The organism is Gordonia sp. AC31 (genome assembly GCF_031844505.1).
In the GTDB taxonomy this organism is placed as follows: Bacteria; Actinomycetota; Actinomycetes; order Mycobacteriales; family Mycobacteriaceae; genus Gordonia; species Gordonia hongkongensis.
The window spans coordinates 20,931-43,989 of the sequence record NZ_JAUZVK010000021.1 but is presented as its reverse complement, the minus strand read 5'-3'; the positions used below and the strand labels follow the sequence as shown (position 1 = coordinate 43,989).

Genomic DNA, 23,059 nt, shown 5'->3' with positions numbered 1-23,059 from the left:
GGCTGGTGGGATGAACCAGCCAGCCCGGGCCGCCACCGACCGTTGCCCAGGCGTCTTCGACACGCACCCGGCGGCCGACGGCGCGTTGGCCCGTGTCCGGCTGCCGGGCGGACGGATCCGTCCGGACCAGCTGGAGATGCTCGCCCGGGCCGCCGCCGACCACGCCGACGGGCACCTGGAGCTGACGGTGCGCGGCAACCTCCAGCTGCGCGGGATCACCGACGTCGAAGCCGTCGCGCAGGCCGTCGTCGCCGCCGGGCTCGCGCCGAGCAGCAGCCACGACAAGGTGCGCAACATCGAGCTCAGCCCCCTGACCGGCCGCATCGGCGGCGTCGCCGATGCGCGTGCGCTCGCCGCGGCCCTCGACGACGCCCTGCGGGCCGACCCGGCCGCCGCCAACCTGTCCGGCCGCTTCCTGTTCGGCATCGACGACGGGCGCGGTGACATCGCCGGACGACGACCCGATGCGTGCGCGGTGATCCGGGGCGGCACTCCCCTGGCCGCGGATGTGCTCATCGGCGGGACGGCCGTCGGATCGGCCACCGGTACGGAGGCGATCGTGCGCGCGCTCATCGCGGTGGCCGCGGGTCTGGGCGAGGTCTCGCCCGGCGCCTGGCGGGTCCGCGACCTCGACGACGTCTCCCGGCGCCGGCTCACGGAACTCATCGCCTCGACGCTGGATCCCGTCATCGGGGCCGACCCGGACGCGGCACCGGTCGCTGCGGGGGAACCGATCGTCGGTTGGTTCGACCAGGACGACGGCGCGGTGCTGCTCGGCGCGGTCGTCGAACTCGGACGCTTGCCGGCCCGACTGGCGGAATTCATCGCGGGTGTGCAGGCGCCGGTCGTGATCACCCCCGACCGCGAGATCCTCCTGTGCGACCTCGGCGAAGGCGTGGCCGAAACCGTTGTCCGCGTGCTCGCACCGATGGGTCTGATCTTCGACGCCGCTTCGCCATGGGCGCAGGTCAGCTGCTGCGTGGGAGCCCCGGGTTGCTCGTCCGCGCACGCGCCGGTCCGGGACGACCTGATGGCCCGGGTGCAGGACGGCGACCCCGTCGAGGAGCGTGAACACTGGGTGGGCTGCGCCCGTGGCTGCGGGTCGCCGGCGGAATCGCACCTGTCGGTGCAGGCCACGCCCGACGGCGGATACGAACGGCGGCGCCGTTAGGCTCGTTCCCACCATGACCGAGTACCTGCGTGACGGCGCCGCGATCTACCGCCAGTCCTTCGCCACGATCCGCGCCGAGTCCGATCTCTCCGCGTTCGCACCCGACGTCGCGACCGTTGTCGTCCGCATGATCCACGCGTGCGGCCAGACCGACCTGACGCGCGACGTGGTCGCGACGCCCGGTGTCGTGGCCGCCGCGCGCGGGGCCCTCGAAGCCGGCGGCCCGATCCTCTGCGACGCGAACATGGTGGCGTCCGGGATCACGCGTAAGCGTCTCCCCGCGGACAACGAGGTGCTCTGCCACCTGTCGGAACCCACTCTTCCGGCTCTTGCCGAGAAGATGGGAACCACGAGGACCGCTGCGGCACTGGAGTTCTGGCGGCCGCGCCTGGAAGGTGCGGTGGTCGCGATCGGCAACGCGCCGACCGCACTGTTCGCGCTCCTGGACATGATCGACGACGGCGCACCGCGTCCCGCCGCCATCGTCGGGGCACCCGTCGGTTTCGTCGGCGCGGTCGAATCCTGCGCGGCACTGGCCGAACGCGACGACCTCGAATTCATCACGGTCACGGGCCGGCGCGGCGGGTCGGCGATCACCGCGGCCGCGGTCAACGCGCTCGCGACCCCGCAGGAATGATGGTGGACCTTATGAACTCTGACAGCACCGCAGCCGGACAGAAGTCAGGTCCGGGCACGCTCTACGGCATCGGACTCGGCCCGGGTGACAGCGAGCTGATGACCGTCAAGGCCGCCCGCCTGATCAGCACCGCGGACGTGATCGCGTATCACTCTGCGCGACACGGCAACAGCATCGCGCGATCGGTGGCCGCACCCTACCTGCGTGACGGCCAGACCGAGGAACGTCTCATGTACCCGGTCACCACCGAGACGACCGACCACCCCGGCGGGTATCAGGGCGCGCTCGACGACTTCTACGCCGAGAGCGCCGAACGTCTCGCGGTGCACCTGCGCGCGGGTCGCGATGTCGTCCTGCTCGCCGAGGGCGATCCACTTTTCTATAGCTCTTATATGCACATGCACAAACGCCTGGCACCGCATTTCGACGCCGAGATCGTGCCCGGCGTCACCTCGGTGAGCGCGGCGTCCGCAGCGTCCGGGGTCCCGCTCGTCGAGGGCGAGGAGACGCTGACCGTCGTGCCCGGCACCGCGTCGACCTCGGAGCTGCTCTTCCGTTTCCGGTCCGCGGACGCGATCGTGGTCATGAAACTCGGTCGGACCTTCGAGCGGGTGCGCGACGCACTCCGCGAGGCCGGGCGTCTCGACGAGGCCTTCTACGTCGAGCGCGCCTCGACGACCGTCGAGCGGGTGCTGCCGGCCGCCGACGTGAATCCCGCGGAGGTGCCGTACTTCTCGATCCTCGTCGTCCCGGGACGTCGCAACAATCCGAGGTTCGAGCCGGAGCCCGTCCCCGGTGAGCTCGTCGTCGTGGGGCTCGGACCGGGTCACGACAGCTGGACCACCCCGGAGGTCCGCGCGGAGCTGGCCACGGCCACCGACCTCGTCGGTTACACCACCTATCTCAAGCGCGTCACCCCGCGGCCGGGGCAGCGAGTACACGCCAGCGACAACCGGGTCGAGGCCGAGCGGGCCGAGTTCGCGCTCGACCTCGCTCGACGCGGCGCTCGCGTCGTCGTCGTCTCGTCCGGTGATCCCGGCGTGTTCGCGATGGCCGCCGCGGTCGCCGAGGTCGCCGCACAGCCCCGGTGGCACGAGGTGCCCGTCCGTGTGGTGCCCGGCGTCACGGCGGCGACCGCGGTCGCCGCTGCCGTGGGAGCGCCCCTCGGGCATGACTTCGCGATCATCTCGCTCTCCGACCGGTTGAAGCCGTGGTCGGTCATCGAACGGCGCATCCGAGCCGCACTCGGCGCCGACCTGGTGATCGCCATCTACAACCCGGGCTCGGCGAGCCGCACCTGGCAGGTCGGGGCCCTCAAACACACTCTCTCGCAGACGGTGTCGCCCGATCGCGTCGTCATCCTCGGACGGGACGTCGGTGGTCCGGAGCAGCAACTCATCACGACCACTGTCGCGGACTTCGATCCCGCGGTCGTCGACATGCGCACGATGATCATCATCGGGTCGTCGGCCACAAAGGTCGTGCCGCGCGCGGCCGGAACGTTGGTGTTCACGCCGCGCAGTCACCACCCGGTCGACAGCGACGATCACACCGCCGACCACTCAGCCGGACAGCTCCTCGAGCCAGTTCCGGGCGGCACCGACATCTGAAACGACCGGCGTGTCGGGTTCGGCGGGCCGGTCGACCATGATGACCGCGATGCCGAGTTCGGCCGCGGCCGCCAGCTTGGCGGAGGTCAGCGTTCCGCCGCTGTTCTTCGTGACCAGCAAATCGATGTCGTTGTCACGCAGCAGCTCTCGCTCCGACCGGTGATCATAGGGCCCCCGCGAGCGCAACACCTCGTGATGCGGCGGAAGCGCTCCGGTCGGGGCGTCGACGACCCGGATCAGGAACCACGCCGAATCGATCCCCGCGAAGACACCGACGTCCTGGCGCCCGGTGGTCAGGAAGACGCGGCGGCCCCGGGCGGCCACCTCCCGCGCGGCAGCGGGCAGGTCGGGCACACGGATCCACGTGTCGGTGTCGCCGGGCACCCACGGATCCCGGCGCAGCCGCAACAGCGGGACACCCGCATCGGCGGTGGCTCGCGCCGCGTTGCGGGTGATGGTCGCGGCAAACGGATGGGTCGCGTCGACCACTGCCTGAATGCGGTTGCTCTGCAACCACTCCCGGAGTCCGTCGGATCCGCCGAACCCGCCGATGCGCACCGGACCGACCGGTAGACGGGGGTGTTTCACCCGGCCGGCGAGGGAACTGATGAACGCGATGTCGGTGTCAGCGAGGGTCGAGGCGAGCGCACGCGCCTCCCCGGTCCCGCCCAGGATCAGGACGTGCGGAACAGGATCCGGCGGGCTCTGGTCGGTCACGACGTCGAGTGGCGATCAGCGCGGAGTTTGGTCATCCGCGCATGCGAGTACAGATAGCTGTCGGTGACGTCCGACCGGCGCGGACCGAGCACGTGACCGACGAAGATGACCGCGGTCCTCCGGATGTCGGCGGCGTCGAGGGCCTCGGGCAATCGGTTCAGCGGACACCGCACGATCTGCTCGTTCTCCCGACTGGCGAAAGCGACTGTGGCGGTGGGGCAGTCATCGCCGTAGTGCGGGGTTAGCGCCGCCACGATCTCCTCGGCCCGATGGGCTGCGAGATGCAGCGCGAGTGTCACCCCCGTCCGGGCCAGGGTCGCGAGATCCTCCCCCGGCGGCATGTCCGTCGACAGGGTGGAGACCCTCGTGATCAGTAGGCTCTGGCCGACACCGGGGATGGTGAGTTCGGTGTCGAGTGCCGCCGCGGCAGCCGCGAACGCCGGGACACCGGGCACGATTTCATGATCGATTCCACGCGCGATCAGTTCCCGCTGCTGCTCGGACATCGCCGAGTACACCGAGAGGTCACCCGAGTGCAGACGGGCCACGTCGTGCCCCTTATCGACGGCCGCCGCGATGACATCGATGATGTCCGACAACGGCATCCGGGCCGTGTCGACCAGTTCGGCGCCGTCGGGACACAGGTCGAGCAGTTCCGAGGGCACCAGTGACCCGGCATAGACACAGGTCTGACACTCCCCCAGCAGCCGCGCTCCGCGCACCGTGATGAGATCGGGCGAACCCGGGCCGGCCCCGATGAAGTAGACGGTCAACGGAGCGCCTCCAGCGAATCCGCGGCGGCAGCGTGGGGTGCCGTCTTCGCGACGGCCCACTGCACGATCGGCAGCGCGGGGCGCCAGGTGTGCATCGTGCCGAGCGGTGCGACGGTTTCGACCGACAGGCGTCGTAGGTCACCGCCGTGTCGGGCGTGCCAACGCGTGACGAGCGTCTGGTTCTCCACGGTCACCGCGTTCACGACGAGCCGCCCCGAGTCCGGCAGCCTGGCCCAGACGAGCGAGAGGATCGCCTCGTCCAGTCCGCCACCGATGAAGACGGCATCCGGCTGCGGCGCGTCGGACAGGTCGTCGGGAGCCGGGCCCCGCACCGACAGCCGATGCGCCACCCCGTGCCGGGTGGCGTTGCGCCGCAACCGATCAGCGCGATCGGGATCGCGTTCGAAAGCAACCGCCACTCCCCGGTCGTCCGCGCGCAACCACTCGATCGTCACACTGCCCGACCCGGCCCCGATGTCCCAGAGGATCTGCGCGCCGCCCGGTTCCAGCGCACACACGGAAAGGGCACGGATCGTCGACTTGGTGATCTGTCCGTCGTGTTCGTAGGTGTCGTCCGGCCGCCCCGGGAGCCGGGACCGGCGGGGTCCGACGCAGTCGAGGGCGACGATGTTGAGCGGGTCGCCGGCCCGACGGCGCCAGGTCTCGGCGGTACCGGCGGCGATCTGTTCGGCCGGCCCACCGAGCTGCTCGAGGACGGTCATCGTGGACGTACCGAAACCGGCGTCGACCAGGATGCCGGCGAGTGCGGCGGGTGTGGTCTCGTCGCGGCTCAAGACCAGTACGCGAGCCCCGTCGGTGACCTCGCCGAGCACGACTCCCGGCTCGGCGCGCACCGCACTGACGATCCGGGTCGTGGCGAGGTCCCAGCCCAGACGCGCACAGGCGAGGCTCGCGCTCGACACGGCCGGATACACCCGTACCCGGTCGGCACCGACGCGCGCGATGATGCTCGCACCGACGCCGTGGAACATCGGGTCGCCGCTCGCCAGGATGTGGATCGTGTCCGGGTGAACGGCGTCCGCGGCCTCGCTCTCGACCACTTCTGCGAGGTGTTCAGACATCGGCGACCGCCACGGTCGCAGTTCGGCGTCCAGTTCGGGCACCGCGCCGTCGAGGAGCGCCAGTTGCCGCGCAGCGCCGTAGATCACGCGGGCGCGGCGAAGTTCGTTGCGGACGGTCTCGCCCAGACCGGACCAACCGTCGGCGCCGATACCCACCACGACGAATGCGGACATCACCGCAGCGGATTCCGCGGAGGTCATCGGGGCAGTCTCCGCCACACGGCACGCGGCAGTAGTCGCATCCCGAAGAACAACGGACGCAACGTCCCCGGGATCCAGACCTCGCCGCGGCCCTTGCGATAGGCATGAGCCACCGCGTCGGCGACCTGCTCGGCATCCCGCGACAGCGGGGCCGGCTTCACCCCGGACGCCATCAGGTCGCGGGTCATCGCGCCGATCACGAAGCCCGGGCGGGCCAGCAGCAGGCGAGCGCCGGTGCCGTGCAGCGCATCCGCGAGTCCGCTCGCAAATCCGTCGAGGCCCGCCTTCGTCGACCCGTAGACGTAGTTGGCGCGGCGCACCCGGACACCGGCGACCGAGGAGAAGACGATGATGGTTCCGGAGCCCTGCGTGCGCAGTACCGAAGCGAGCGGGGTGAGCACGCTGATGTGGGCGTAGTAGTCGGTGTGGGCGATCTGAAGTGCATGCGGCACATCGGTTTCGGCGCGAGCCTGGTCGCCGAGGATCCCGAACGCGATGATCGCGATCCCGATCGGACCGTGTCGCTGCGCCAACGACTCGACGAGCGTTGGGTGGCTGTCGGTGTCGTTCGCGTCGAAGGCGACGGTGTGTACCTCGGTTGCACCGGCTTCGAGCAGTCGTGCGGACTCGGCCGCGAGGTCGTCGGGACGGCGGGCCGCCAGGACGACGGTCCGCCCGGATGCGAGGCGCGCCGCGGTGGCGACGCCGATCTCGCTGCGGCCGCCGAACAGCACGAGGGCACCGGACGGGTCGGTGTCCGGACGCGCTGATGCCCATCTGCTGCGTGACGCCATGGCTGCCAGTATCGCATCGGCCCCGCGACCGACCGTGTGCGGCGTCGCGGCTAGTTTGGTGTCATGCCTCGTAACGCCGCTGATCTCGGGCCCGATGCGCTCGCCTTCCTCGTCGAACGCCACCTCGGGACCCTCACCACGCTGCGCGCCGACGGCACCCCCCATGCCGTGGCCGTCGGGTTCACCTGGGATCCCGACGCCGGCCTGGCGAGGGTCATCACCTCGGACGGCAATCAGAAGGTCCGCAACACCGAGCGGGGTGGCTACGCGGCCGTCACCAACGTCGACGGCCCGCGATGGCTGACCCTGGAGGGTCCCGCCACGGTGCGTCGTGAGCCCGAGCGCGTGCGCGAGGCCGAGCAGCGCTACGCCCAGCGATACCGGGAGCCCAGGCCGAACCCGCGCCGCGTCGTGATCGAGATAAGCGTGAGTCGCGTACTGGGTTCGGCGTCGCTGTTCAGCTAGTGCCCACGTGTGAAGTCGGACGCTGCTTGACGTGGGCGCTGGCGTCGTCAGCAGGTTCGGTCCGGTTCATCGCATAGTCATCAAGGCCGGCCGGAACTTCCCGAACGGTGACGCACTCCGCACGCTGGTGTGACCGGCGATCTGCGACATCGAGGACAACCGGCTCGGGGTCCGAGGGTGACCTGACCCCAGATCTCGGACACGTTGAATCCGGCAACGAGCTGGAGGAAGCGAGTCGATCGATCTACGGCTCGACGACACGAGTGAGAGCGGTTTCGTCAGGACGCGGTGGACTTGTACGAGTCGACCCCCGAGGCCACGGTGCGTAATATCGCCGCCGATCTCGGCGACGAGCGCGGCACGCTGCGTCACTGGCTCGACCGCTACGGCACTGACCCGCAAGACCGTTGGCGGTCGAGTATTTCGTCGGGGAGACGAACTTGTGAGCCGTTCGGCGTTTGTCGCCGAAGCGGCTCGACACCTACCCGGTGAGGTGGCAATGCGAGCTTTTCACGATCGCGTGCTCATCGTTCACGGGTGGCGGAAGGCAGCCCTCGCGCGGGCAGCGCGGACGGAAGCTGATCATGCTATGCGTGGTCGGACTTGCTGAGCCGCGACTTCGCCGCTTGCGCCCCGAATCGGGCGTGTGTCGGAGACATCGCGTATCTGCCGATCGCTGACGGCACCAACCTGTATGAGCCACGATGACCGACTGCTACTCCCGACGGCCGGCCGGGTGGGCGGTGGCCCATCACATGCGCATCGACCTCGTCGGGTCAACGCTCGGCATCGCCGGCATCGGGGTTTCCCTCTATCACGAGGTACCGACAACTCGCTCTCGCCGAATAGCGTTGAATGACATAGCTTTTGAGATTGACGCGCGTCCATTTTGATGTACACTCGAACGTACATTCGCAGCAACGGTTCTCGGGGGAGGTGACCATGTCTGATGAATCCGCGACGCCGCAACCGCGTGCCGTCGAACTGGTGGCCGACCTCCACCGCATCCTCGACGAACTGCAGACCGTGGACCTGGCGCCGTGTACCGATACCGAGTTGGCGGATGTGGCGGCCGACACCGAGAAAGCGATCGCACGGTTGACCGTGGCCGGTGACCGGCAGATCGATCAGGTCGAGGCCCGCGACCTGCCCCGCAAAGCAGGCTGTCGGACACTCATGCAGTACATGACCCACCGGCTGCGGGTCTCCAACCCGATGCGGCGTCGTAAGCAGATGGATGCCACCGCCACCCGCACCAGCCTCGGCGGCGAGGTCCTACCACCTGAACATCCGTGCCTCGCTGAAGCGTTCGCCGCGGGTGCGGTCGGCTCCGCGCACGTGCAGGCCGCCTTGGACGTCCTCGACCGCATCCCGGTGGCCATCGACCACGACATCAAGGTCGCCGCCGAACGACAGATGGCCGAGATCGCCGCCGACCACATCCCTGCCGACATCACCCAACTCGGTGCCCGCCTGCTCGCTCACCTCGACCCCGACGGCACCCTGACCGACGACACCGACCAGAAACGACGCCGCGGCCTGTGGATCGGACGGCAACGCGCTGACGGCACCGCCAAGATCTCGGGCACCCTGACCCCCGCACTCGCCGCCCGACTCACGATGATGTTCGCTGTCTGGGGAAAACCCGGCCTCAACAACCCCGACGACCCGCAGTCTCCGTCCGGGCCCGCCGGCACCGCCGACCCCGACGCCCTGACAGCCGCCGCCGACCGCGACGGCCGCACCCCCGCCCAGACCAATCACGACGCCCTCGATGCCGCGCTGGCCGCCGGATTCGCCGACGGGACTCTCGGCACCTCGCATCGTGGGCTGCCGGTGCAGCTGATCATCAAAGCCGACCTCGGTGATCTGATTCGTGAAGCCGGCCTCGCGACCACTGCTACCGGCACCCTGCTGCCCATCCCGGACCTGATCGAGATGGCCGCCGACATCCAACCGTGGTTGGCGATCTTCAAAGACCACACCACCGTGCCGCTGCACTTCGGTAGGGGCAAACGTCTCGCCACGCGCGAACAACGCCTCGCGTCGTTTGCCCGCCCCGACGGTGAAGTGTGCTCGGCACCCGGGTGTGACCAGCCCGCCACCCACGTCGAACTCCACCACGCCCAGAAGGACTGGGCCAAGGGTGGTCTCACTAACATCGACGACCTCGCCCCGGCGTGCCCACGCCACAACCGCATGGTCGGCGACAAGCCCGGTCAATACACCACCCGCATCGCTCGGTCCGGACCCGACGAAGGTCGCTGCGTGTGGCGGTTGAACGCCGAACCCGGCGCGCCACCCAACCCCGACCGCCTCAACCGTCGACCCGACATACCCCGACGGTTCGCACACCACCTGAACACCGTGCGCGACGAGATCCACGGACCACCACCCCGGCCCGGCGATCACCCACGCCCAGACGGCCACACCCACATCGACGCACGCCGCTCATGGGCGACGATCAGCCACGTCATCGACGTCCGACCACCCCGACCCAAGTCCTCCGTCGTCGAAGCGTTCCTCGCCGAGCTTCTCGCCACCCACTAGTTCGCGTCCATAGATCAAACTCGCGATCAGCGAACTTCGACTCGCCCGACGGACCTCGATCGAATTCCAGCAGCCGAAATGACGTTCAACGGTCGGACAGGCGTGCCCGCCTCCCGGCGTCAGAGCGATGTCGTTGTCGTACGAGATGAACCGACGACGCGCGGCAGCAGTGTGAGTCCTACAGCCGGACGAGGTCGTGCGGGCGGTTGTTGAGCGACTCGCAGCCGTCATCGGTCACGACGACGATGTCCTCGATGCGGGCACCCCAGTGACCGGGCACGTAGACCCCCGGCTCGACGCTGAACGCCATGCCCGGGCGCAACGGAATGTCGTTGCCGCCGACGATGTACGGCTCCTCGTGCACCGACAGCCCGATCCCGTGGCCCGTCCGGTGGATGAACCGATCGGCCAGGCCGCGCTCCGCGAGGAGATCACGCGCCGCGGCGTCGATCGAGGACGCGCTCACCCCCGGCCGGACGGCGGCCACCGCCGCGCGTTGGGCCTCGAGCAGAGCGGCGTAGGCGTCGGCGATCTCGGCGGGCGGATCGTCGAAGCAGTAGGTGCGCGTGGAATCGGAGTTGTAGCCCGGCTCTACCGGACCGCCGATGTCGATCACGACGATGTCGGACCGCTCGATGACCCGGTCGGAGAACTCGTGATGGGGATCGGCTCCATTCGGTCCCGACCCGACGATGATGAAAGCCGCCTCGGTGTGTCCCTCCTCGAGGATCGCGGCGGCGATGTCGGCGGCCACCTCGCGTTCGGTGCGGCCGGGGATCAGCCAGTCCCCCATCCGCGCGTGCACCCGGTCGATCGCGGCACCCGCGCGGCGGAGCGCGTCGACCTCCGCGGCGTCTTTGATCATTCGTAGTTCGCGGAGCACCTCGGTCGCCAATTGCGGTGTGGCGCCGGTGTGTCGGGCCAGCGGGATGGCGTGGAGGGCGGGCATGGAGTCGGACACCGCGATCCGCGGCTGCGACGGCAATCCGGCCAATGCGAGAGCGTGGGCGTCGTCGCCGTCGACCCAGTCGGCCACCTCGATGTCGAGATCGCCGACCGCGGAGGACGACAGCGACGGGACCTCGAGCCGCGCGATCACCAGTCGGGGATCACCGGTAGCGGGGATCACCAGCGCCGTGAGCCGTTCGAAGGTCTCCGCCCGGGAACCGATCAGGTAACGCAGGTCCGGCCCGGGGGCGACGACCAGCGCGTCCAACTCCGCGGCGCGGGTGAGTTCGGCGGCGCGGCGGACCCGGTCGCGGTACACCTGCGCCTCGAAGAGCGGCCCGGCTCCGATCCCCTCGCCCGCCGTCGCGACCCGTGTTGCCCCGCTCCCAGATGCCATGCGACGAACACTACCGCCGACTCATGACAGAGTGTGGGGGTGACGGATTCGTTGATGCTGCTCGACGGCGCCAGCCTGTGGTTCCGATCGTTCTTCGCGCTGCCGGAGAAGATGACCAGCCCGGATGGGCGCCCGGTCAACGCGGTACGCGGTTTCGTCGACACGATCGCCAATCTCGTGGTGCGCGAACGCCCCACACGCTTGGTGGTGTGCCTCGATCTCGACTGGCGCCCCGAGTTCCGCACCGACCTGATCCCCACCTACAAGGCCCATCGCGTCGCGGTCCCCGACGGCGGGACCGACGTCGAGGGCCGGGACATCGACGTCGAAGAGGTACCCGACACGCTCACCCCGCAGGTCGACATGATCATGGCTGTTCTGTCGGCGGCGGGCATCGCCACCTCGGGCGCCGTCGGTTGTGAGGCCGACGACGTGATCGGCACACTCGCCTACGACGAGGCGAACGATCCGGTGATCGTGGTCAGCGGTGACCGGGACCTGCTGCAGGTGGTCGCCGACGATCCCGTCCCGGTGCGCGTCCTGTACGTCGGCCGCGGTCTGGCGAAGGCCGAGATGATGGGCCCGGTGGAGGTCGCTGAGAAATACGGCGTGCCGGTCGAGCGCGCGGGTATCGGCTACGCGGAGATGTCGATGTTGCGCGGAGATCCCTCGGACGGTCTGCCGGGCGTGGCCGGTATCGGCGAGAAGACCGCGGCGAAACTGATCACCGAGTACGGCAGCCTCGACGCCCTGGAGGCGGCTGCCGCCGACCCGTCGTCATCGGTTCCGACGCGGAGCCGCAAGGCACTGCTCGCCTCGGTCGAGTACCTGCAGGCGGCGCGGACCGTCGTCTCCGTGCGCACCGACGCCGAGACGATCGACAGCGGTTCGGACATCCTCCCGGCCGAGCCCGCCGACCCCGCGGCCCTCGCGGAGCTCGTCGAGGAGCTGGGTATCGGAGCGTCGGTGGGGAGGCTGGCCAAGGCTCTCGGCTGGCCCCAGGCCGGCTGAGGCCGCATGTAGCAGCCGGCTGAGGCCGGACGTGACAGCCTGCTGAGGCCGGACGTCACAGCCGGTCGAGTCACCTGGGGCGCGAGACCTCGTAGCGGCCGTCATCGTCGATGAATGTGACGGTGACCTGCTGCTGCTGCCCGCCGACGGTGACCGAGCACGTGAACGATGCTCCGGTCTCCACCCGCTGCCCCGACGGGCACTGGACGTCGGAGACGTCGCTGGCCTGGTAGTCCTCGGTGAGGATCTTCTGCACGCCGTCCTGCGCCGCCTGCTGATCGAGGTTCTTCGGTGCCCATCCGGGGAAGAGGAATGCGGTGATCAGCACGATCGCGGCGATGAGGAGCAGCGCGCCGCCGCCGACGAACATCAGCGTCCGGGCGGTCTTGTTCGACTTCCCGGTCGCCATTCCGCTGAACTGGTCGCCGCCCCCGTATTGGTTCTGCCCGTATTGGTTCTGCCCGTATTGGTTCTGGGCGTACGGGTCCTGGCCGGCGGGCTGCTGGCCGTACTGTCCGGGTGCCCCGTACTGACCCGCCCCGTACTGACCCGGTCCCCCGTACTGACCGGCTCCGTATTGCTCGGCGCCATACTGACCGCCGGGCTGCCCGTAGGGCTGACCGGCCGGTTGTCCGTACTGCCCCGGTTGTCCGCCGGGATGACCGACCTGAGTCGGCTGGGACTGAGACGGGGCCGACTGGGGCGGCTGGCCCGTCGGCCCACCCGGCTGCTGGTACGGGTTTTGCTGGTAGGGATTCTGTTGGTACGGATTCTGTTGCGGCTGACCATAACCCGGGTTCTGTGACCCGGGGTTGGCGGAGCCCGGGTTGGGGGCCATGGTGGTCGGGTCGGCCTGCGGGGCGCCCGTCGGAGTGGCGCCGGGGAGGTTCACGATCTCGGTCTTGCCGTCGGGACCGGACTGATCACCGGAGGGATTCGGCTGGGACGGGTTGGGGTTGTACGGGTCGGTCATGAGTCCCTCCCACTCGGCCGTTCACCCGGACGGGTGCCGGCGAACTGTGACGTCGCGGCAGTATCGGGGCAGGACACGCCGACACCGAATGCGGGATGAACGTTACCTCAGCGGCCTGGCACTATCAGCGAACATCGCGCGTGGCCCGGCGTCGCGTCGTCCGGTGAACCGACACCGGCCCACACTCGTCGGCGGAGGTCGACGGCGCGGTTCAGCCGAGCTCGGCGGCGACCACGCCGCGGCGGATGGCCTTGACCGCTGCCCGCGCCGTCCCACCGAGGCGCGTGTCGGAGCCCACGCCGAGTCGGATCTGTTCGAGCAGGTCCACGACCTGCCGGTTCCACCGCACGAAGTCGCCCGGAGAGAGCAGCTGTCCGCGTTCGCCCGCCAGCAACAGGGCCTCGCCGAGCGAACGACCCGACGCCCACGTGGCCACGGCGACCGAGAAACCGGTGTCGGGTTCGCGTGTCGGACTGACCCGATGACGCTGCTCGACCGCGGTGACCCGCGACCAGATCTCGACGGTCGCGGCCATCGCCGCACGCATCGAGCTGCTGCCGGGCAGGGCGTCGACCCCGCTGTAACTGTCGCGCCGGCTCTCGTAGACGAGTGCGGCGACGACCGCGGCGAGGTCGGGGGGTGACAACTCGTCCCAGACCCCGGCTCGGATGCACTCGGTCACGACCAGGTCGCTCTCGCTGTAGATACGGCCGAGCAGCTTGCCCGAATCGGTCACCATCATCGTGTGCCCGGTGGACTCGGTCGACTCGGCGACGCGCTCGAGATATCCCAGCTCGCTGAGGACGCCGACGATGTGATCGAAGGTGACCCCGAGGGTGGACGTCCGCTCCCCGATGCTGCGCTCGGCGTTGACGATGTCGCGCACCAGCCGGTTACGGCGTTCGGCGAGCCGGAACAGCTCGTCACCGTTGGACAGCTGATGTGCCGGGTGCGCGCGCAGGGTTCGCCGAAGGTTCGCGAGTTCGGTGTCGTCGGCGGCGTCGGCGCGCTTCTTCTGACGTCCGCGCGGCATCTCGATGCCGGTCGATCGCAACGCCGACGCCAGGTCGCGGCGACCGCGCCCGGTGCGTCGGTCGGCGTTCTTCGGCATCCGCATGTTGCCCAGCACCTCGGGCGGGTTGACGAAGTCGCGGGTACCGACGCGTCCGCACCAGGCGTCCTCGGTCAGTACGAGCGGCTTCGGATCCTGTGCTTGCGTGGCCGGTTCGATGATGACAGCCAGACCGCGGTGCCGGCCGACGGGTACGCCGATGACATGACCGCGTTTGAGTGCGGCCAGGTCAGCGGTGATGGCGTCGTGTGTATTGACCCGCTTGCGGTACTTCAGATCTCGTTCACGGCGGCGGATGTCCTCGCGCAAAGTGATGTAACCGAGGAAGCCCGCGTACGGACCGTCGTCCGAATCCGATTCGGCGCCACCGGGTTCCAGCCCCCGCGCCTGCGCGGCGCGGGCCAGCTCACCGTCGAGCTTGCGCAGCGCCCGTTGCGCCTCGTCCAGCTTTCGCGCCTGACCGACGACCGATCGATCGGCCTGGAATTGGGCGAACGACCGATGAAGCAGCTCACGCGCGCCGTCCAGGCCCAATCGGCCGAGCAGGTTGACCGCCATGTTGTACTCAGGCGAGAACGAACTCCGGAGCGGGAACGTCCGCGCGCCGGCGAGGCCGGCGACCTCCTCCGGAACCACCTCGGGTGTCCACACCACGACGGCGTGACCCTCGACGTCGATCCCGCGACGGCCGGCGCGACCGGTCAGCTGCGTGAACTCGCCGGGCGTCAGGTCGACGTGCGATTCGCCGTTGTACTTCACGAGACGCTCGAGAACCACCGAGCGAGCGGGCATGTTGATGCCGAGCGCGAGCGTCTCGGTGGCGAACACCATCCGGACCAGTCCGCGCACGAACAGTTCCTCGACCGTGTGCCGGAAGGTCGGGAGCATGCCCGCGTGGTGCGAGGCGAGTCCGCGTCGCAGCCCCTCACGCCATTCGTGCACCCCGAGCACGTCGAGGTCGGCCGGTGCCAATTCGGTGAGATGGCGGTCGACGATCGCGTCGACCTCGCCGATCTCGGCGGGTGTGAGGAGCGAGATCCCGGATCGCAGACACTGCGCCAGGGCGGCATCGCACCCGACACGGGAGAAGATGAAACCGATCGCCGGGAGCAACCCCTCGCGGTCGAGTCGCGTGACGAGGTTCGGCCGGGAGAGCGCGGGCCCGCGTCCGTCGCGCCGACGGGGCGCGCCGCCACGTCCTCGGCCACGGCCGCGCGACGACTCCCGCTCGTCGTCGGCCATCAGGATCCGGTGCCGGATCTGGCGTTTGAGCTCCGGATTGACGCGCGGACGCGTGCCGGCCTTGCGGGCCGGACCGGTGTCGGCCGGATCGAACAGGTCGAACAGTCGCTGCCCGACGAGCATGTGCTGGGACAGCGGCACCGGACGGTGTTCGTCGACGATCACCGAGGTGTCACCACGGACCGTCTGGATCCAGTCGCCGAACTCCTCGGCGTTGCTCACCGTCGCCGACAGACTGACGACCCGCACCGACGGTTCGAGGTGCAGGATCACCTCTTCCCACACCGCCCCGCGGAACCGGTCCGCCAGGAAGTGGACCTCGTCCATGACGACGTGGGACAGACCGTCCAGTGCCCGTGATTCGGCGTAGATCATGTTGCGGACGACCTCGGTCGTCATGACGACGACCGGGGCATCGGGATTGATCGAACTGTCGCCGGTCAGCAGCCCGACCGACTCGTGCCCGTGGACGGCAACGAGATCGTTGTACTTCTGGTTGCTGAGCGCCTTGATCGGCGTGGTGTAGAAGCACTTCGAGCCACCGGCCAGAGCCAGATGGACGGCGAACTCGCCGACGATGGTCTTACCCGCGCCGGTCGGTGCGCACACCAGCACACCGTGGCCGCCCTCGAGCGCCTCACACGCGCGGCGCTGGAAGTCGTCGAGGTGGAAAGCGAGTCTCGACGTGAACGAGTCGAGTTGGGTCACAGGACGTCGTCGAAGGTCTCGCGTGCCCGCGTCGACGTACGGGTGGCGTTGGCGACCGCGTTCGCCGGCGCCGGGATCGGCGATGCCGGGGCGATCGGTTTCGTCGGCGGCAGTGGGCTGGCCTCGTCATCGGAGAGGCCCGCCCATGCGGGCGCCTTCTTCGCCTTGCGCCGGTCGAAGATCCGCGCGAACTGGATCGCGAACTCGAGCAGCACGGTGAGCGCGAGGGCCAGTGCGAGCATCGTGAACGGATCCTGGCCCGGTGTCGCGATGGCGGCGAAGACGAAGACCGCGAAGATGAGCCCGCGGCGCCAGCTCTTCAACCGGGCGTAGGTCAGCACGCCGACGACGTTCAGCGCGATGATCAGGAGCGGGAGTTCGAAGCTGACGCCGAAGATCACCAGGACGTTGAGCATGAAGCCGAAGTACTGGTCACCGGCGAGTGCCGTGACCTGGACCTCGTTGCCGACCGTCAGCAGGAAGTCGAAGGCCTTGGCGACGACCAGATAGGCGAGCACCGCGCCGCTGACGAACAGGGTCGTCGCCATCGCGACGAACATGATGCCGTAGCGACGTTCGTGGGCGTGCAGACCCGGCGTGATGAACTGCCAGATCTGGTAGATCCACACCGGGCAGGCGAGGACCACACCCGCGGTCAGCGCGACCTTCAACCGGAGCATGAACTGGTCGAACGGACCGGTCGCCAGAAGGCGACACGAGTCATCCGGGGTCAGCGTCGCGCGCGACGACGCAGGCAGATCGCAGTACGGCCCGCGCAGCACGTCGCCGAGCGACGGGATCCCCAGGAAGCCGTGGCTGTACCAGACGAACCCGAAGATGGTGGTGGCGATGATGGCCAGCAGCGAGATGACCATACGAGTGCGCAACTCGTACAGGTGCTCGACCAACGACATGGTGCCGTCGGGATTGAGTTTTCGCTTGCGTTGCCGCGGGTCGAGGCGTCGGGGAATCGGGAGAGTGCGCACTGGCGATGCTCCGACGCGCCCCTAAGCCGATTTCTTGGCGTCGGCGTCGCGCTGCGTGGCCGGCTGGGTCGAGTCACCCGCGGGCAGCTCGCGTCGTGCCGGATCGGTCGCGGCCGCGTCGGCGGTGGCCTGCGCGTCCTTGTCGTCGTCCTTCTGCATCTCCTTGACCTCGCTCTTGAAGATGCGCAGCGACTGTCCCAGACCACGGGCGGCGTCCGGCAGCTTCTTCGAGCCGAACAGGATCAGCAGCACGATGGCGACGATCGCCCAGTGCCACCATGACGTGAAGCCCATGAGATCACCCTTCAGTTCGGAGCAGACAGTGTCCAATGCTACCCGACACACGCCGAGCCGGAGGGGCCCAGCCGTGGCCGGTCTCAGCGATAACGTCCGCGGGCGGCCTCCGCGGTGTCGGCGACCGCGGCGGCGACCGCCGGGTCGTCGACGACCCGCACGGCGCCGGCGAATCCGAGCAGGAATCGGGTGAGCCATTCCGGCGAGCCGTAGACCAGCCGGGCGCGGACGGGGAGACCTGGATCGGGCCGGTCCTCGACGGTCTCGAGGGGTTCGAGCGGGTAGTAGTCGAGAATCCACAGGTGATCGGCGTCGATCTCGATCTCGACGGCCGGGAGGTCGGGGTCCTCGGCGACGAGCACCGACTGATTCGACGCCGCCGCCTCGGCCGGCGGACGGCTCGGCTCGTCGAGGGCGGTCGCGGTGTCGACGCGGTCGAACCGGAACAACCGCACGCCTTCGGCCATCCGGCACCAGGCCTCGAGATAGGTGTGCTGGTCCATGACCTGCAGGCGGATGGGGTCGACCACGCGGTCGGTGACGCTGTCGCGTCCGGCCGAGTAGTAGCGCAGGCGCAATGCCCGCGCTTTCTTGGTGGCCTCGCGGATCGTCGTGTACGTGGGGTTCTCCCCCGACGGCTCGGCGGGTGCGTCGGACGCTCCCGCGACCCCCGGCACCGTCGCACCCACCGCCTGCTCGATCTTGGCGATCGCCCGCCTGGCCGCCGCCACATCGACGACCCCCGGGGTCTCGACCAGCGCCCGCAGTGCGACGAGAAGCGTGCTCGCCTCCACGGTCGTCAGCCGCAGTGGCCGGTCCATGCCCGCGGTGAACCCGACCGTGACGTAACCCTCGCTGAACTCGAGCTCGATCAGGTCGTCGGGGTAATAGCCCGGTAGCCCGCAGACGAAGAGCAGCTCGAGGTCCTTCGTGAGCTGCGCTTGCGTGACCCCGAGTTCGTCGGCGGCCTGAGCAACCGAGATGCCCCGGCGGGCCTGGAAATACGGGACCATCGCCAGCAGTCGGTTGAGTCTCGACGGCGCTGCCGCGGCCATCAGACGCTCACCCCCATCAGACGGTCGAGGCTCGCGATGACGAGCTCGCGCAACTCGGGCGGATCGAGGACGACCGCATCGCGGCCCACACCAAGCACCATCCGTGCCACCGCGGTCAGCGAGTGGATGTCGAGGGTCACGATGTCGCCGCGTTCGCCGTCGAAGTCGGCGGGTTCAGTCGTCGTCGCGGCCCTGCGGAGGCCGAATGCCCGGTCGGCCGCGACCCAGATCCGCGCGACCCGTCCGTCCGAACCGGCAGCGGAATCGACCGCCGCGGAGACGATCTGCTGGAGATCGGTGCCGGCCGGGACCACGACCGCGTCGGCGGCACCGACCGCGGCGACCGCCGTGATCCGCGACAGCCGGAAGGTCCGGGTGGCGTCGCGGTCACGGTCGTGGCCGACGACGTACCAGCGGCCCCGGTGTGACACGACCCCCCACGGTTCGACGCGTCGGGTGGTCGGGGCGGCCGCGGCAGACGATCGATGTTGGAACTCGACGGCACGGCGGTCCTGGACCGCGGCGAGCAGGCCGGCAATGACCTCTTCGGAGCCGAGCGATCGTGATGACCCGCCCGAGGTGATCCCCAGATCGTCCTCGGAGCGGACATCGAGCCCGGCGGCCCGGAGCTTGAGGATCGCCGTCTGCGACAGCGTCGAGACCTCGGGGGTGTCCCACAGCGCGGCGGCCATGGCGATCGCCGCGGCCTCGTCGGACTCCAGCGAGACCTCCGGCAACTCGTACGAGTCGCGGTCGATGCGGTATCCCTCGGCGCCGGCCGCCATCGGCGACCGGCCGGTCACGAGGGGGATCCCGAGATCTCGTAGCTCGTTCTTGTCCCGCTCGAACATCCGGTTGAACGCCTCGTCGGACTGCCCGTCGTCCGAATAGCCCGCGACGTTGCGGCGGATGTAGTCGGCGGTGACGTACTGTCGCGTCCACAGCAGGCAGATCACGAGGTTGAGCAGACGCTCGACTTTGGGGGTTGCCACCGAGTCAGGTTAGAACGTGGCCGTTCACCGCGTGCGGAGGCACGCTGGGTTCGCCGGTGACCCGGCGCTCACATCGAGGCGATGAGGCGATCGACGCGCTCGTCGACACTGCGGAACGGGTCCTTGCACAGCACCGTCCGCTGGGCCTGGTCGTTGAGCTTGAGGTGAACCCAGTCGACGGTGAAGTCACGCCCGGCTTTCTGCGCGGCCGAGATGAAGTCGCCCCGGAGCTTGGCGCGGGTGGTCTGTGGCGGCTCGTTGACCGCGGTCTTGATGGCCTCGTCGGTGGTCGCCCGGGCGACCAACCCCTTGCGCATCAGGACGTCGAACACGCCGCGGCCGCGTTTGATGTCGTGGAACGCCAGGTCGAGCTGCGCGATCTTCGGATCCGAGAGCTCCATCGAGTACCGGTCCTGGTAGCGCTGGAACAGCTTGCGCTTGATGACCCAGTCGACCTCGGTGTCGACCTTGGCGAAGTCGTCGCTCTCCACGGCGTCGAGCATCCGTCCCCACAGGTCCACGACCATGTCCATCTCGGGGTCTGGTCGGCGGTTGGTGAGGTGCTCGACGGCGCGTGCGTGATACTCGCGCTGGATGTCGAGGGCGCTGGCCTGCCGACCGCCGGCGAGGCGCACCGGGCGTCGCCCTGTCGGGTCATGGCTGACCTCGCGGATGGCGCGGATCGGATTGTCGAGCGCGAAGTCCCGGAACGCGACACCGGCCTCGATCATCTCCAGGACGAGAGCCGCCGAACCGACCTTGAGGAGGGTGGTCATCTCCGACATGTTCGAGTCGCCCACGATGACGTGCAGCCTGCGGTACTTCTCGGCGTCGGCGTGCGGCTCGTCGCGTGTGTTGATGATCGGGCGCGATCGGGTGGTCGCCGAGGAGACGCCCTCCCAGATGTGCTCGGCGCGCTGGGACAGGCAGAAGGTCGCGGCCTTGGGGGTCTGCAGCACCTTGCCCGCACCACAGATCAGTTGGCGCGTCACGAGGAAGGGCAACAGGACGTCGGAGATGCGGGAGAACTCCCCCGCCCGCACGACGAGATAGTTCTCGTGGCATCCATAGGAGTTGCCGGCCGAGTCGGTGTTGTTCTTGAACAGATAGATGTCGCCGCCGATGCCCTCGTCGGCCAGGCGTTGTTCGGCATCGACGAGCAGGTCCTCGAGAACCAGTTCGCCCGCGCGGTCGTGGTTGATCAGCTGGATGAGGCTGTCGCACTCCGCCGTGGCGTATTCGGGATGCGATCCGACGTCGAGATAGAGGCGAGCGCCGTTCTGCAGGAAGACGTTCGAGGACCGGCCCCACGACACGACCCGGCGGAAGAGGTACCGCGCGACCTCGTCCGGACTCAGGCGGCGGTGGCCGTGGAAGGTGCACGTGACACCGAACTCGGTCTCGATGCCCATGATTCGTCGCTGCACTTGACCAACCCTACTCGCGCGGGCCGCGGCGGACCGGTCGACACGCACCGGCCGCCGCACGCCGCGGCGTTCTCGTCACTGTTCGGAGGATGACGTCTCACCAGGGGCTTCGTCCGCCTCGGACGGTGTATTCGAGGACTGGGCCGCCGCAGCCTGCGGGAGGAGTCCTTCGACCGTGGACGTCGTGAGGCGCCGGAACGCGCGCCGCGGACGGTTGTGGTCGAGGACGGCGACCTCGAGATCGCCCGCTGCGAGCACCCGGCGTTCGGTCGGGGTCCCGCCACCGTTGTCGGCCGGCGCCGTCAGGGCGGTGACCGCGACGCCGATCGCCCGGCCGAGCTCCATGTCGGGCTCGTAGCTGTCCTTGAGGGCCGCCGCGATCGGTTCGGTCGCCCCGCCCATCACCAGGAAGCGGGTCTCGTCGGTGATCGACCCGTCGTAGGAGATCCGGTACAGCTGCGACCGTTTCGGCTTGCCCGGACGGGCGACCTCGGCGACGCAGAGCTCGACCTCGAACGGCTTCGCCTGCTCGGTGAAGACGCTGCCCAGTGCGTTGGCGTAGGTGTTGGCCAGCGACAGCCCGGACACGTCGGCACGGTCGTAGCTGTAGCCGCGCATGTCCGCGATCTGGATGCCGGCCTTGCGCAGGCTCTCGAACTCGTTGTACTTGCCCACCGCCGCGAAACCGATCCGGTCGTAGATCTCGCTGGTCTTGCGGAGCGTGTTGGACGGGTTCTCCGCGACGAACAGCACACCGTCGGCGAACGTGAGGATCACGACGCTGCGTCCCCGGGCGATGCCCTTGCGAGCGAGCTCCGAGCGATCGCGCATGATCTGCTCGGCACTGGCGTAATACGGGAAGGTCATCGGGCACCCCCCTCGTGCTCGGCGCTGCGGCGTTCGACGACGGCACGTGCCGCCGCCTCGATGTCGGTCGCGTCCACCTCCCGGGCCCCGTCGGCGCCGACGATGGCGGCCATCGGGAAGATCTTGCGGACCAGATCGGGCCCGCCGGTCGCCGAGTCGTCGTCGGCCGCGTCGTACAACGATTCGACGGCGATCGCGAGCGCCTCGTCGGCGGTCAGATCGGGTCGGTAGAGCTTCTTGAGCGAGGACTTGGCGAACACCGACCCCGAGCCGATGGCGGTGTAGCCACCGAACTCCTCGTGCCGGTCACCCGCGACGTCGAAGCTGAAGATGCGTCCGCGTTCGTTCGGATCGTCGTGGTCGATGTCGTAGCCGACGAGCAGCGGAATGGCCGCCAGACCCTGCAGGGCCGCGCCGAGATTGCCCCGCACCATCGACGCCAGCCGGCTGACCTTGCCGTCGAGGGTCAGCGGGACGCCTTCGATCTTCTCGTAGTGCTCGAGTTCGACGGTGAACAGCCGGACCATCTCGATCGCGATCCCGGCGGTGCCGGCGATCCCGGCCGCCGAGTACTCGTCGGTGATGTAGACCTTCTTGACGTCGCGCGTGGCGATGAGGTTGCCCATGGTGGCCCGGCGGTCCCCGGCGAGGACGACCCCACCCGGGTATGACACGGCCACGATCGTCGTGCCGTGCGGGATGTCACCGGCGCCGTCGGCGCCGCCGGCGAACGACCCCACCCGGTCGACCTGGGCCTGCGGGAGTTGTTCCGGCGCATGCGTCCGGAGGAATTCGGTGAACGACGAGATGTCGGCGCCGGCGAACGAGCCGGGGCGGAACTGGGACAGCGGGGGCAGTGAACCGAACCTGTCGCTCACTGGCCGCCCTTCTGGACGTAGGCGCGCACGAAGTCCTCGGCGTTCTCCTCCAGCACGTCGTCGATCTCGTCGAGCAGGTCGTCGGTGTCCTCGGCCAGCTTCTCGCGACGTTCCTGTCCGGCGCCGGAATCGGGGCCCACGCCCTCGTCGTCGCCGCCGCCACCACGCTTGGTCTGTTCCTGCGCCATCTGCTGCCTCCTTGAAACCGA

The 23,059-nt window shown here is 69.1% G+C and carries 21 protein-coding genes and 1 pseudogene; 7 read left to right on the top strand and 15 right to left on the bottom strand.

All coding sequences use genetic code 11. The annotated features are described in order from the left end of the window. Positions 1–10 precede the first annotated feature (10 nt). The 3 genes from cobG to Q9R39_RS20140 are packed head-to-tail and all read left to right on the top strand — an operon-like array spanning position 11 to position 3,418. Positions 11–1,171 carry a precorrin-3B synthase gene (gene cobG, locus Q9R39_RS20150; RefSeq protein WP_058250443.1) on the top strand — a complete coding sequence of 387 codons (1,161 nt, stop codon included), beginning with the start codon at positions 11–13 and terminating at the stop codon, positions 1,169–1,171. Between the two features lie 13 nt (positions 1,172–1,184). Next, complete coding sequence (locus tag Q9R39_RS20145) at positions 1,185–1,808, top strand: precorrin-8X methylmutase (protein ID WP_058250442.1); 624 nt, start codon at positions 1,185–1,187, stop codon at positions 1,806–1,808. Positions 1,809–1,819: 11 nt separating this feature from the next. After that, positions 1,820–3,418, top strand: coding sequence for a precorrin-2 C(20)-methyltransferase (locus tag Q9R39_RS20140; RefSeq protein WP_058250441.1), 1,599 nt, complete (start codon positions 1,820–1,822; stop codon positions 3,416–3,418). On the opposite strand, the gene Q9R39_RS20135 is transcribed toward Q9R39_RS20140, so the two are convergent. Genes Q9R39_RS20135 through Q9R39_RS20120 form a run of 4 tightly spaced genes read right to left on the bottom strand, consistent with a single transcriptional unit; the run spans position 3,371 to position 6,985 of the window. Continuing rightward, a complete protein-coding gene (locus Q9R39_RS20135; protein WP_058250440.1) occupies positions 3,371–4,135 on the bottom strand; it encodes a cobalt-precorrin-6A reductase in 765 nt (254 codons plus the stop codon). The genes Q9R39_RS20140 and Q9R39_RS20135 overlap by 48 nt on opposite strands. Beyond that, a complete protein-coding gene (cobM, locus tag Q9R39_RS20130; protein WP_058250589.1) occupies positions 4,132–4,908 on the bottom strand; it encodes a precorrin-4 C(11)-methyltransferase in 777 nt (258 codons plus the stop codon). The genes Q9R39_RS20135 and cobM overlap by 4 nt, the downstream gene beginning before the upstream one ends. Beyond that, on the bottom strand, positions 4,905–6,191 hold the full coding sequence (locus tag Q9R39_RS20125; protein ID WP_058250588.1) for a bifunctional cobalt-precorrin-7 (C(5))-methyltransferase/cobalt-precorrin-6B (C(15))-methyltransferase: 1,287 nt from the start codon (positions 6,189–6,191) through the stop codon (positions 4,905–4,907). The genes cobM and Q9R39_RS20125 overlap by 4 nt, the downstream gene beginning before the upstream one ends. Next, positions 6,188–6,985, bottom strand: coding sequence for an SDR family NAD(P)-dependent oxidoreductase (locus Q9R39_RS20120; RefSeq protein ID WP_082652863.1), 798 nt, complete (start codon positions 6,983–6,985; stop codon positions 6,188–6,190). The genes Q9R39_RS20125 and Q9R39_RS20120 overlap by 4 nt, the downstream gene beginning before the upstream one ends. Positions 6,986–7,048: 63 nt before the next feature. Between Q9R39_RS20120 and Q9R39_RS20115 the strand changes: the two genes are divergently transcribed. From Q9R39_RS20115 to Q9R39_RS20105, 3 genes and pseudogenes are all read left to right on the top strand, one after another. Continuing rightward, a complete protein-coding gene (locus Q9R39_RS20115) occupies positions 7,049–7,450 on the top strand; it encodes a PPOX class F420-dependent oxidoreductase (RefSeq protein ID WP_058250439.1) in 402 nt (133 codons plus the stop codon). A gap of 288 nt (positions 7,451–7,738) precedes the next feature. Further along, a pseudogene (locus Q9R39_RS24770) lies at positions 7,739–8,244 on the top strand (hypothetical protein); the annotation flags it as partial. Positions 8,245–8,392: 148 nt separating this feature from the next. After that, on the top strand, positions 8,393–10,000 hold the full coding sequence (locus Q9R39_RS20105) for an HNH endonuclease signature motif containing protein (RefSeq protein WP_058250586.1): 1,608 nt from the start codon (positions 8,393–8,395) through the stop codon (positions 9,998–10,000). Positions 10,001–10,178: 178 nt separating this feature from the next. Here Q9R39_RS20105 and Q9R39_RS20100 read toward each other — a convergent pair whose 3' ends face one another. Further along, positions 10,179–11,345: a Xaa-Pro peptidase family protein gene (locus Q9R39_RS20100; RefSeq protein ID WP_311278038.1), complete on the bottom strand. Its 1,167-nt coding sequence runs from the start codon at positions 11,343–11,345 to the stop codon at positions 10,179–10,181. A gap of 54 nt (positions 11,346–11,399) precedes the next feature. Between Q9R39_RS20100 and Q9R39_RS20095 the strand changes: the two genes are divergently transcribed. After that, positions 11,400–12,356, top strand: a complete 957-nt coding sequence (locus Q9R39_RS20095; protein ID WP_058250584.1) for a 5'-3' exonuclease — start codon at positions 11,400–11,402, stop codon at positions 12,354–12,356. A 70-nt stretch (positions 12,357–12,426) separates the two neighbouring features. Here the strand turns inward: Q9R39_RS20095 and Q9R39_RS20090 are convergent, their stop codons facing one another. The 10 genes from Q9R39_RS20090 to Q9R39_RS20045 all read right to left on the bottom strand — a co-directional run bounded on the left by Q9R39_RS20090 (position 12,427) and on the right by Q9R39_RS20045 (position 23,038). Next, a complete protein-coding gene (locus Q9R39_RS20090; protein ID WP_311278037.1) occupies positions 12,427–13,329 on the bottom strand; it encodes a DUF4333 domain-containing protein in 903 nt (300 codons plus the stop codon). A 211-nt stretch (positions 13,330–13,540) separates the two neighbouring features. After that, complete coding sequence (locus tag Q9R39_RS20085) at positions 13,541–16,351, bottom strand: DEAD/DEAH box helicase (protein ID WP_311278036.1); 2,811 nt, start codon at positions 16,349–16,351, stop codon at positions 13,541–13,543. Then, positions 16,348–17,265: a twin-arginine translocase subunit TatC gene (tatC, locus tag Q9R39_RS20080; RefSeq protein WP_091344258.1), complete on the bottom strand. Its 918-nt coding sequence runs from the start codon at positions 17,263–17,265 to the stop codon at positions 16,348–16,350. Before tatC ends, Q9R39_RS20085 begins: the two co-directional genes overlap by 4 nt. 93 nt (positions 17,266–17,358) lie before the next feature. Beyond that, positions 17,359–17,631: a Sec-independent protein translocase subunit TatA gene (gene tatA, locus Q9R39_RS20075; RefSeq protein WP_137810637.1), complete on the bottom strand. Its 273-nt coding sequence runs from the start codon at positions 17,629–17,631 to the stop codon at positions 17,359–17,361. 83 nt (positions 17,632–17,714) lie between these two features. Beyond that, positions 17,715–18,686, bottom strand: coding sequence for a YafY family protein (locus tag Q9R39_RS20070; RefSeq protein ID WP_165630095.1), 972 nt, complete (start codon positions 18,684–18,686; stop codon positions 17,715–17,717). Continuing rightward, positions 18,686–19,678: a YafY family protein gene (locus Q9R39_RS20065; protein WP_068969984.1), complete on the bottom strand. Its 993-nt coding sequence runs from the start codon at positions 19,676–19,678 to the stop codon at positions 18,686–18,688. The genes Q9R39_RS20070 and Q9R39_RS20065 overlap by 1 nt, the downstream gene beginning before the upstream one ends. A 68-nt stretch (positions 19,679–19,746) precedes the next feature. Then, complete coding sequence (gene pafA / locus Q9R39_RS20060) at positions 19,747–21,105, bottom strand: Pup--protein ligase (protein WP_004019052.1); 1,359 nt, start codon at positions 21,103–21,105, stop codon at positions 19,747–19,749. Between the two features lie 75 nt (positions 21,106–21,180). Further along, complete coding sequence (prcA, locus tag Q9R39_RS20055; RefSeq protein WP_311278035.1) at positions 21,181–21,972, bottom strand: proteasome subunit alpha; 792 nt, start codon at positions 21,970–21,972, stop codon at positions 21,181–21,183. After that, a complete protein-coding gene (gene prcB, locus Q9R39_RS20050; RefSeq protein WP_068970063.1) occupies positions 21,969–22,850 on the bottom strand; it encodes a proteasome subunit beta in 882 nt (293 codons plus the stop codon). The genes prcA and prcB overlap by 4 nt, the downstream gene beginning before the upstream one ends. After that, on the bottom strand, positions 22,847–23,038 hold the full coding sequence (locus tag Q9R39_RS20045; RefSeq protein ID WP_004019064.1) for a ubiquitin-like protein Pup: 192 nt from the start codon (positions 23,036–23,038) through the stop codon (positions 22,847–22,849). The genes prcB and Q9R39_RS20045 overlap by 4 nt, the downstream gene beginning before the upstream one ends. Positions 23,039–23,059 lie beyond the last annotated feature (21 nt).

Coding starts and splice junctions, on each gene's coding strand:
- cobG (WP_058250443.1), top strand. CDS start 11: ATGAACCAGCCAGCCCGGGCCGCCACCGACCGTTGCCCAGGCGTCTTC.
- Q9R39_RS20145 (WP_058250442.1), top strand. CDS start 1,185: ATGACCGAGTACCTGCGTGACGGCGCCGCGATCTACCGCCAGTCCTTC.
- Q9R39_RS20140 (WP_058250441.1), top strand. CDS start 1,820: ATGAACTCTGACAGCACCGCAGCCGGACAGAAGTCAGGTCCGGGCACG.
- Q9R39_RS20125 (WP_058250588.1), bottom strand. CDS start 6,191: ATGACCTCCGCGGAATCCGCTGCGGTGATGTCCGCATTCGTCGTGGTG.
- Q9R39_RS20120 (WP_082652863.1), bottom strand. CDS start 6,985: ATGGCGTCACGCAGCAGATGGGCATCAGCGCGTCCGGACACCGACCCG.
- Q9R39_RS20115 (WP_058250439.1), top strand. CDS start 7,049: ATGCCTCGTAACGCCGCTGATCTCGGGCCCGATGCGCTCGCCTTCCTC.
- Q9R39_RS20105 (WP_058250586.1), top strand. CDS start 8,393: ATGTCTGATGAATCCGCGACGCCGCAACCGCGTGCCGTCGAACTGGTG.
- Q9R39_RS20100 (WP_311278038.1), bottom strand. CDS start 11,345: ATGGCATCTGGGAGCGGGGCAACACGGGTCGCGACGGCGGGCGAGGGG.
- Q9R39_RS20095 (WP_058250584.1), top strand. CDS start 11,400: ATGCTGCTCGACGGCGCCAGCCTGTGGTTCCGATCGTTCTTCGCGCTG.
- Q9R39_RS20090 (WP_311278037.1), bottom strand. CDS start 13,329: ATGACCGACCCGTACAACCCCAACCCGTCCCAGCCGAATCCCTCCGGT.
- tatC (WP_091344258.1), bottom strand. CDS start 17,265: ATGTCGTTGGTCGAGCACCTGTACGAGTTGCGCACTCGTATGGTCATC.
- tatA (WP_137810637.1), bottom strand. CDS start 17,631: ATGGGCTTCACGTCATGGTGGCACTGGGCGATCGTCGCCATCGTGCTG.
- Q9R39_RS20070 (WP_165630095.1), bottom strand. CDS start 18,686: ATGGCCGCGGCAGCGCCGTCGAGACTCAACCGACTGCTGGCGATGGTC.
- prcA (WP_311278035.1), bottom strand. CDS start 21,972: ATGACCTTCCCGTATTACGCCAGTGCCGAGCAGATCATGCGCGATCGC.
- Q9R39_RS20045 (WP_004019064.1), bottom strand. CDS start 23,038: ATGGCGCAGGAACAGACCAAGCGTGGTGGCGGCGGCGACGACGAGGGC.